The organism is Galbibacter sp. (assembly GCF_035306585.1).
Classification (GTDB): Bacteria; Bacteroidota; Bacteroidia; order Flavobacteriales; family Flavobacteriaceae; genus Galbibacter.
The window spans coordinates 1-9,498 of sequence record NZ_DATGNU010000106.1 but is presented as its reverse complement, the minus strand read 5'-3'; the positions used below and the strand labels follow the sequence as shown (position 1 = coordinate 9,498).

The following is a 9,498-nucleotide window of genomic DNA, read 5'->3' as shown; positions in this document are numbered from 1 at the left end:
TACCCATGTGCAAGGTCTGAATCCATTGCGGTGACATCGCTGGATTTACCTTTCCTTGTATTTGTAACTGAATAATGATCTTGTGAAATGCTTTAAAAATAGCATCATAATCCGCGCAATTTTTGTTCTCAGGGTTATGATAATGGTTTTCGTCCTGATGAAGTCTTTTAAATAAGGCATATTTTGACCCACAATTAATTCCAGCATAAAGCATGGATTCCAGCTGAACAAGAGGTTCATTACTACTTTGTATAGCCCTAAGCATCGCCTTTTTACAACTCGATTCAATCTCCTGTCTACACACGGCTACAAGCTCATTACGATCCGCAAAATAGCGGTGCAAGGTTCTTCTTGTAATAGCTGCATTATCCGCTACCTTTTGCAAAGGTGCAGACAAATCTTCACCAAAGATCTCAATAGCTGATTCAATTATTCTGGTTTTTGTGTCCTTCATAGATGAGGACAAAGTTATTATAATTTTCTCAAAAGTGTGACATTATTTTTTAAAATAATTTTTACGTTTTTTTATTTCCAGTAGCGTTAGTTAAAATTTCATTTTTATACCAACAGAAAGATAGGGTGATATAGCAAAGTAATAATCATTATCAGATGCAAACACTCCTTTGAGGCTTCGCTCACTAAAGGAGGCAGGTCGATATAAGTTTAACCCAGCCATCCCCATGACCGAAAATCGAGATTCTCCAATTTTAAACTCTGGGCGCAAACCAGTGACAATGTATTGATGCGAAAATATCATGTCCTTACCAGCTTGTTTTAATAGCGCGACCTGTCCACTCATTTCCAGTGCATATGCCAGGGTGAAATCATCTGTAAACTCATACCCAATAGAGGCATCCAGACCCTCAATTAGTTCAATGGTTACATCATACTTCCCTCGAGGTTCCCATCGAAGATAAAAAGTCGGGAACACCATGGGATACCCTAAAGAACTGTTTATAGCCACTCCTGCTCCGATATCCAAATTGGATTTTAAATGTCTGATAAAAACAACCCCGCCACTAAATAGAATATTCCTGAAATTAAATTCGGAAAAATCGGTGGAAGGCATAAACAATCCCATCCCCATACTTGCCTTAAGTGACCATTTATTACTCAATGAACGCGTATGATAAAAACCTAGTTCAAGATTCATTAACTCAGGCACCATTTCATGGGTGAAATGATCATTGCTGAACCTCGTATAGGTTCCGCTGACTCCCATCCCCCATAATTGAGCACGGTTATATTTATCCTTACTGATAGCTAATGGGATCCTTAAAGCCCCCTGGTAGATCATGGCGGAACCTTCCGCATCGCCAATTTTTTCTTTCGGCTTTTCCCCAGGTGGCAAATAATAGTATCCAGAATTTCCAATATATTCTGTGCGAAACGATAGTTCTTGTGCCGCTACTTTGACACCTACTAAGAAGGTGACTATAGTCATTAGAAAAAATGATGTTATTCTGATCATGTTGTGGGTTTATATTTTAAATTTTTGTTTGATATTTCAACACAAAAAAACAACATGTACCAAAGAATAAAAATCGGTAACCTTTGGAGTTTAGAATTCTCTAGATGGATTTTAAAATAATGAAGTTAAAGTTATTAATGACTCGAATTAGCAAGCGGTAATCACCTTTGGTCTTACCTTAAACTATCATTCCGTCCATCCATTTTAAAAAGGCTGGCACTCGTACTCTGCTCACCAGGACTTCATGTGGACATTCTGGAGAAAAGCGAAGCTTTAATCTACTATGGAAGTGTTTGGCTACGTTTTCGATAGCTTTTAATTGCGCTATACAATTGCGGGAAACTCTTAAAAACGTCTGGGGATCCAGTTGTGGCTCTAATTGATCTAGGGTATAATTTATAATATAGCGCTTGTTTTGCAGGGTATGTAAGAACACCACGCCTTGTTCACTGTAAAAATGGGCAATGTCTTTTGTTTCAATATAATGATAGTAGTCACCCTGGGAGATTAAAAAACGGTTCTTGGTCCTATTGGGTATGATGGATTCTAAAAGCTTGGGATCCAAAGTAGCATTTTGAGAATTTTGAAAATAATGCTCAAATTTTTGTAATGCGGTCTCTAATTCTTTCTCATCAAAAGGTTTTAATAGATAGTCAACGCTATTAAGCTTAAAGGCCTTTATAGCATGTTGGTCATAAGCGGTAGTAAAGATCACAGGAGTTACAACCTTAACATGATTAAATATATCGAAACAACTTCCATCTGCAAGACGGATATCCATCAGAATGAAATCAACAGTATTTGATTTTAGAAATGCTATAGTTCCTGTAACAGTTATAGTTCGTTTTACCCCTTTATAATCAGGACGCAATGCTGTCATCATCCGTTTTAACTCCTCAAAGGCGAAGCGTTCATCCTCTACTATTAGGTATTCCATAATCTATATATATTCAATTCGTACTTTAAAGGATTCATCTGTTTGTTCCACTACAACTTCCTTTGAATATAATTCGTACTGCTTGCTAAGATATTTTAAGCCAATTCCTCCTTTTTCAACGCTAGTGGAGGGTTGAATATTATTTTCAACCATAAGGTAATTATCGTCGGTATGTATAGTAATATGAAGAGGATGTTCTTCAGTGGCAGAATTGTGTTTAAAAACGTTCTCTATGAGCAATTGTAATGTTAAAGGAATTATTTTATGTTGGTCGGATCCCGGTGTTTTATGTATTATTAATGAAAAAGAATTTTCAAATCGCATTTTCATCATAAAGGCATAGGAATCCAAAGCACTTAGTTCCTCCTCCACGGTGACTAAGGGTTGTCGATTCAAAGACAGCACATAACGGTAGGTTTTAGAGAGGGCTTTGGTAAACCTATTAGCATTATCTGGATTCATATAAATTAAAGAAGAAAGCACATTTAATGAGTTGAACAAAAAATGTGGGTTCATCTGTGCTCTGAGGGTCTCATGTTGAAAGGATAAAGCTGCTCGTTTGGCTTTTTCCGATTCTGCAATGGCTTTTTGTTCTGATTGAAAATAATAGATTAGTTCAAAGACCAAAAGTATCGGAATATTGGTGGTCATAATAAAAGCAAATTTTATGACAAAGGAAGGCAAGCCAGCTTCAGGGAAATGAAGGACCTGGTATATCATAAAATTAAAAATCCATAGCACTCCTAAACAAATTAGTACCAGTGCGAGAAGTTCTGTTAGAACTCTTAGAAATACATTTCTAGCAAATGGAAGGTATTTGTTTAGCAGCAACATCAATCGATAATCTGCAATACACAGGGTAATAACAACAGCGTAATGTGCAAGTATTTGGATATCTAGATTACGCCACAAATTTTCTTTAAGTATGATGCTACTGAATAACATTTGACAAACGGCATAGGTCAAGGTCGAAAAGAAAAAAATTAGGAGATTTTTTAAACTAAATTGAATGGAACTTCTCATATACTCAAAAATAGGATATCCTAGTTGTAAATAGCTGCATTATTTGATGGACTTTATTTTTTAGTGAATCAATTTAATCAAACCAGGGACAATATAAGGGCACTTAAGAATTTACAACCTTTAGCATGAACTATTTCTGTATTGTCCGAATTAAAAAAACAGCTCTAAAGCGTTTATAAAACCACCCTATGAGCTGCTTGTTTATCCCATTACCAGAATAACTCCTAGTAATATACAATAGCTACTTTTATAGCTTATCCATAAACTCCCTGATTTTTCCAATGATTTCATCCGCGTGATCCTCCAGGGCAAAATGCCCCGTATCATAAACATTATAATCAAGATTTTTGACATCTTTTTTAAAGGCCTCAGCTCCACTCTCAGGAAAGTACGCATCGTTTTTACCCCATACAACTAGTACAGGTGGTTGATGATCGCGCAAGTATTGCTGCCACTTTGGATATAATTTTAAATTGTTTTGATAATCATACCACAGATCTAAATTAACTTTTTGGGCATTTGGACGCTGCATTCTTAGATAATCTAAATGCCAGCAGTCAGGATTGATTCTCTCATGATCTTTAGTCCCATGGGTGTAATCCCATTTTAATCCATCTAGAGTAAAAGCTGATAATAATGGAGCCTCTGTTTCAGCATTACGATTAGCCCACATGGCCTTTATCCCCTTCCATACCGCTCCAATTCCTTCAAGGTAAGCATTCCCATTCTGAGTGATAATGGCAGTGATACGCTCTGGATGCGCAGTGGCAAGTCTAAATCCTATCGGCGCACCGTAATCTTGCATCATAATAGCGTAGGATTTGATCCCACGATTATCCAAGAAAGAATCGATCGTATGAGCAATATTATCAAAGGTGTACTGGTAACTAGTCGGATCAGGAAAATCACTCAAACCAAATCCAGGATAATCTGGGGCAATTAAGTGATAAGAATCAGACAATTGATCCAACACCTTTCTATATTGGTGTGAAGAAGAAGGGTACCCGTGTAAAAGCACAATGGTCGGATTTTCTACATTTCCGGCTTCTCGATAAGCGATGGTAACCCCATCGACTTTATCTTGTTTAAATTTAGTGTTCTGCATATTATAAAAATTAAAATTTTATTACCGAACGTTCGGTAAATAGGTTAAATAAATTTTTTTACTTCAAATATCTGCTATATATATTTTTCATAGTTCTATCAAAAATGGTGGTATCCCCAAGCCCTCTTGTCAACACGAGACAACCTTGGATATCAATAAGGGTTTGTAAAGCATAGTCCTGCGCTGTTTCCTTGGATAGGTTCAAGTCCACCCCTATTTGTTTGAAACCTGCGATCCATTGTTTCATACCATTGGCAATTTGTTTTCCAAACAAATCAATTCCTGCTTCCATGGATAGTGCTCTTAGAATACAGGTTCGCTTACCACCGTCATATACCTCAGCGATATTATCTAATGCCATTTTTAAACGATCCTCTGGTTTTATAGAATCATCATGTAAGAGGTCAAAAACCTTCTCCTGTATAAAAGCATGTAGATGTATAAACACAGCATCTGCCATTTCCTTTTTACCATCAGGAAAACGGTGATACAAGCTCGCTTTCTTTAATCCAGAAGCAGCAGCAAGATCTTGAAGACTTGCCCCCTCATATCCTTTAGAACAAAACACTTCTGTTAATCCGATAATAACCTCTTTATCTAATGCTTTCTGTGGTCTCATAGTACAAATGTATAAATAATATAGTCAGTTACCAAACGATCGGTAAAAAACAAGCTTTTAGGTTCTTCAATACCTATGTGGCTATGAAAAAAAGGGGGCTGAAGCCCCTGGATAACTGTAGTTTGTAATACTTAAAATCCAATCACTTTACCACTGTTACCTCCAACTCTACCTTTAAGGCTTCAAAAAGGCTTACCACTTCTAAAAATGTAAGCGCCTGTTTCATTTGATGTTTTTCAATCCACTGTTGAACAATACCAAAGTGCGGCCACAATTCTGCTGTTGAAGTGGTGTAGATGTTTAGCCGTACAATATTCTTACAATCATAACCAGCGCTTTGAACAACCTTTTCTACATTTTTGATTGCCAGCTCTAATTGTGCTTTCATATCCGCAGTACTACTTACGCCCTGATCGTCAATGGCTGTTTGCCCTGAAACATATAAGGTCCCCTGAGCATTTTTTACTTCTACTGCTTGATTATAACTACGTTGATCTTGCCACTTCCAAGGGTTTACTATGCTCTTTTCCATTTTTTTTGTTTTTGAATTAGAAGTACAAATTTCGACAAAAGAACAACCTACCACCTGTGAGGTATATCACAAAAACAATATTGATTACATTAAGAAGATAACCTACTTAATGTTTCTCTGGAAACTCCTAAATAAGAAGCTAGAAGTGTTTTAGACACTCTTTGCAAAAGTGCTGGGTAGCGACGTAAGAGCTGTTCATAACGTACCTCTGCCGTGGAACTAAGCAAGGATAAGATACGCTGTTGCGAGGCAATATGACCAGCAGTGGCCTTTTCTAAAAAGAAATGCTCGATTTTTGGTAGCTCCTTACGGAGGTTTTGATAGTCTTTAAGGGTGATGCATAAAATTTCTGAAGCCTCAAGGCATTGTAGGTTGATTTTAGCCTTTGTTTTTGTATTAAAGGCTAGATAATCGGTTTCCCACCAATCTTCTCTTGGAAAAGATAGTATATGATCCTTTCCAGATTCATCGGTATAGTAGAGCTTTAGAAGTCCTCGAGCTACAAAGAACATTTGTGGAACAGCCTGCCCCACTTCTATAAGATAATCTCCCTTTTTAAAGTGCTGTTTTGAAAAATGGGAAGTGATAAATGAAAACTCTTTCTCGGTAAGTGGAAGTATTTCTTCTATGTGTCTTCTGAGCTGCTTCATGCCGTTGTCGTATCAACTACCAATAATTTTCTTACGGTGTTCAATCCCCCATTGCGTTAAGTTTTTAATAATCGTCTGTAGTGACCGCCCATGATCCGTAAGTTCATATTGCACTGTGATGGGCTGTGTATCTATCACTGTACGCTTAATAAGTTGATTAAATTCCAATTCCTTTAGCTCCTTACTTAGCATTCTATTTGAAATCCCAACAACGTCTTTAGAGATATCTGAAAACCTCCTTTTGTTATAATAGCAAATAGAGGATATAATGGAGATCTTCCATTTCCCATTAAGCACGTCCATGGAATCTTGTACGGCCATCATTTCACGTTTATATTCTTGTTCAAAATTCTCGCTTTTACACTCCATAATGTTACCTGGTTACACCGATGTTACAGTTATTTATCAGTACAAAGTTACTTAAAATAACCCAAGAGGTATACTTTTGTACCAGAAATAAATCAAAATATAATGACTAAATTAAAAGATAAGATAGCACTGGTAACAGGAGCTTCGAAAGGGATAGGTGCTTCTATTGCAATTCATCTGGCTAAAGAAGGTGCCAAAGTGGTGGTAAACTACGCCTCCAGTAATAGTGATGCAGAAAAAGTGGTAAGGACCATCATCAATGAGGGCGGTACAGCCATTGCTCTTAAAGGCGATGTTTCTAAACAAGCCGACGTGGATCGCTTATTTCGCGAGACACAAATGGCTTTTGGCAGGTTGGATATACTGGTAAACAATGCTGGGGTTTTCCAATACCTTCCAATTGAGGAGCTTACCGAAGCGTCTTTCCACAAACAATTCAATATTAATGTATTGGGTTCCATCCTTAGCATCCAGAAAGCGGTTCAGGCTTTTGAAGCTAAAGGAGGCGGTGTTATTGTAAACATCAGCTCAGAGGCTTCCAAATTACCGCTCCCAACCGGATCCATTTATTCTGCTAGTAAAGCTGCCTTAGATGCCATTACCGTTTCCCTTTCAAAAGAACTCAGTGGTAGAAATATCCGGATCAACTCCATATTACCAGGGGTTGTTGACACGGTAGGATCACGCCAAGCGGGGTTTATTGGGACTAAAGCCGAAAAAGATATGATCAGTAAAACACCCCTTGGAAGAACTGGACAACCAGAGGATATCGCAAAAGTTGCAGTCTTTTTAGCTTCCGATCAAGCCAACTGGATCAATGGACAGAAAATATCAGTTACAGGCGGAATTTTTGGCTTGTAGAAACAAATTTATAATCAACCATTTAAAACAATTTTTATGCATAAACTAAACAAAAAGATTGCTGTTATTACTGCCAGAAATGGCAGCAAACTAAGAAGTTATCTCCTAGCAGGATGACCACAATTATTTTGATTAAACGAATTTAAAAAATAACCCTTTATGAAAAAGTTAAGGATGTTGATCATTGTGTTTCACATCTTGGATTTTTTTTTAGAATAAGTATATAGAAATGTCACAAAACAATTATAATGGAGTATTACAGAAACCTCTGGGATCGGGATTTAACTCAAGCGCAACAACCAGTGAAGTAATTAAAGGAATTAAGTTAGATAAAAAGGTAGCAATTGTTACTGGAGCAAGCACAGGAATAGGATTAGAAACCGTAAAAACATTATCAAGCGCAGGAGCGAGCGTCATAGCAGCTGTTCGAAATATCGATAAAGCCAAAAGCAACCTTCAAAAGTTAGCCAATGTCGAGATAGTAGAGTTGGATTTAATGAGCACTGATTCTATTGACAGCTTTGCAGCATGGTTCTTATCTACCAATCGTTCCTTGGATTTACTCATTAATAACGCTGGTATTATGTTTGTTCCACTACGTAGAGATGATCGTGGGATAGAATCCCAATTAGCCACAAATTATCTGTCTGTATTTAGACTCACCTCGAAATTATGGGATGCCTTAAAATCAACTGATCATTCCAGGGTACTAAATATTTCCTCTCAAGGCCATCAATTTGCTCCTTTTAATTTCGAAGATCCAAATTTTGAGAAAAGAGAATTTGATTCGCTGTCCGCTTATGGACAATCTAAAACAGCGCTGAATTTATTCACTGTAGAATTAGACAATCGTGCCAAGGAGTTTGGTGTACGAGCATATGCAATTCACCCAGGTAATATATGGGGAACGGAACTGGCCAGAGAAGCATCCCCTGAAACATTACAACAAATGGGATTCTTAGATAAAAATGGGGAACCGATACAAGAGGTTATCGACTCCTTAAAAACAGTTGCACAAGGAGCTGCCACTACCATTTGGGCCGCAACTAGTCCATTACTAGATACTATAGGAGGGGTGTATCTTGAAGACAGCGATATCGCCCAAATAGCAACAGAAGAAGGTTTCACCCAAGGTGTACGAGCGTATTCTCTGGAAGAAAAGCAGGCAAAACAATTGTGGGATTTATCGGAGAAAATGACAGGTTTGAATTTCTTAAGCTAGTCTACCCTTGGTATAAATTAGAAAGGAGGTCATATTTAAAACATTAAAAATGGCCTCCAAAACCGTAATGAAATCCACATTTTTAGCTTTAAGAGCAGTAACTAAAAAGTAGCCGATAGCCATCTTAAGCGAATTTCCACTTCGTATATACGATTTAAAGGTTATTTACCTAGGTGTACACTATCTTTAACTGTTTGATTTTCAATGCGTTATTAACTGGTGGTGTTATTTAAGGAGGATTCACTAAATAATTCAAATCGCTTCAGAGGCGTTCCCAACTGATCCTACGTATCTAAGGGATGATGCTCTTCTGTATAATCAAGAAAGATTTTCTGTGACAGGGCCGTTAAAAGTCGCTAATGTAGGAATCCAAAAGCACCGTATATTTATGAAAAATTCGCCCAACAGAACCTTAGTACTGTAAGTGAGATGGCCGTACTATTGCTGTTCTCGGGTCTTCATTAGATCAGGTTACCTAATCTATAACACAAGTAACTTATCGCAAACCACCTTACTGAATGTCTCATTGGTGCTGTTATTATAAGACACCTTCATGGTACCATCAAAAGGTTCGATGTCAACTATTTTAAGTCTAGTGTCCAAGGAGAGTTCTTTAGAATTTAAATATTTCAAAAAAGCAGTGGAAGAATTAGTAACTGCCTTAAATATTACGGTGTCCCCAATTTCACATTTGCTAAGCTGACGAAAT

Annotated in this window: 13 protein-coding genes; 2 read left to right on the top strand and 11 right to left on the bottom strand. The window is 37.3% G+C overall.

Features of this window, described 5'->3' with window-relative positions:
* From VKY50_RS10140 to VKY50_RS10100, 9 genes are all read right to left on the bottom strand, one after another.
* On the bottom strand, nt 1-454 hold a 454-nt coding region (locus tag VKY50_RS10140; protein WP_324301468.1), incomplete at its 3' end, for a TetR/AcrR family transcriptional regulator.
* 90 nt (nt 455-544) lie between these two features.
* Entirely contained in the window at nt 545-1,471 is a 927-nt protein-coding gene (locus VKY50_RS10135) for a DUF6268 family outer membrane beta-barrel protein (RefSeq protein WP_324301466.1), read from the bottom strand.
* 178 nt (nt 1,472-1,649) lie between these two features.
* A complete protein-coding gene (locus VKY50_RS10130) occupies nt 1,650-2,408 on the bottom strand; it encodes a LytR/AlgR family response regulator transcription factor (RefSeq protein ID WP_324301464.1) in 759 nt (252 codons plus the stop codon).
* Nucleotides 2,409-2,411: 3 nt separating this feature from the next.
* The gene (locus tag VKY50_RS10125; RefSeq protein ID WP_324301462.1) at nt 2,412-3,431 is read right to left on the bottom strand and encodes a sensor histidine kinase; all 1,020 of its coding nucleotides are present in this window, start codon (nt 3,429-3,431) and stop codon (nt 2,412-2,414) included.
* A gap of 247 nt (nt 3,432-3,678) precedes the next feature.
* Entirely contained in the window at nt 3,679-4,536 is an 858-nt protein-coding gene (locus tag VKY50_RS10120; RefSeq protein WP_324301460.1) for an alpha/beta fold hydrolase, read from the bottom strand.
* Between the two features lie 58 nt (nt 4,537-4,594).
* Nucleotides 4,595-5,155 (bottom strand): TetR/AcrR family transcriptional regulator, encoded by a 561-nt coding sequence (locus VKY50_RS10115; protein WP_324301458.1) that lies wholly within the window; start codon nt 5,153-5,155, stop codon nt 4,595-4,597.
* Between the two features lie 142 nt (nt 5,156-5,297).
* Nucleotides 5,298-5,687: a RidA family protein gene (locus VKY50_RS10110; RefSeq protein ID WP_324301456.1), complete on the bottom strand. Its 390-nt coding sequence runs from the start codon at nt 5,685-5,687 to the stop codon at nt 5,298-5,300.
* Nucleotides 5,688-5,776: 89 nt separating this feature from the next.
* Nucleotides 5,777-6,337, bottom strand: a complete 561-nt coding sequence (locus VKY50_RS10105) for a Crp/Fnr family transcriptional regulator (RefSeq protein ID WP_324301454.1) — start codon at nt 6,335-6,337, stop codon at nt 5,777-5,779.
* A gap of 12 nt (nt 6,338-6,349) precedes the next feature.
* The gene (locus VKY50_RS10100) at nt 6,350-6,706 is read right to left on the bottom strand and encodes a winged helix-turn-helix transcriptional regulator (RefSeq protein ID WP_324301452.1); all 357 of its coding nucleotides are present in this window, start codon (nt 6,704-6,706) and stop codon (nt 6,350-6,352) included.
* Between the two features lie 102 nt (nt 6,707-6,808).
* Between VKY50_RS10100 and VKY50_RS10095 the strand changes: the two genes are divergently transcribed.
* Both VKY50_RS10095 and VKY50_RS10090 read left to right on the top strand, forming a co-directional pair.
* Entirely contained in the window at nt 6,809-7,567 is a 759-nt protein-coding gene (locus VKY50_RS10095) for an SDR family NAD(P)-dependent oxidoreductase (protein ID WP_324301450.1), read from the top strand.
* Between the two features lie 229 nt (nt 7,568-7,796).
* Nucleotides 7,797-8,789: an SDR family NAD(P)-dependent oxidoreductase gene (locus VKY50_RS10090; protein ID WP_324301448.1), complete on the top strand. Its 993-nt coding sequence runs from the start codon at nt 7,797-7,799 to the stop codon at nt 8,787-8,789.
* Here the strand turns inward: VKY50_RS10090 and VKY50_RS10085 are convergent.
* Nucleotides 8,781-8,912, bottom strand: coding sequence for a hypothetical protein (locus VKY50_RS10085; protein WP_324301446.1), 132 nt, complete (start codon nt 8,910-8,912; stop codon nt 8,781-8,783). The genes VKY50_RS10090 and VKY50_RS10085 overlap by 9 nt on opposite strands.
* A gap of 357 nt (nt 8,913-9,269) precedes the next feature.
* A partial coding sequence (locus tag VKY50_RS10080; protein ID WP_324301444.1) for a FeoA family protein occupies nt 9,270-9,498 on the bottom strand: 229 nt, incomplete at its 5' end.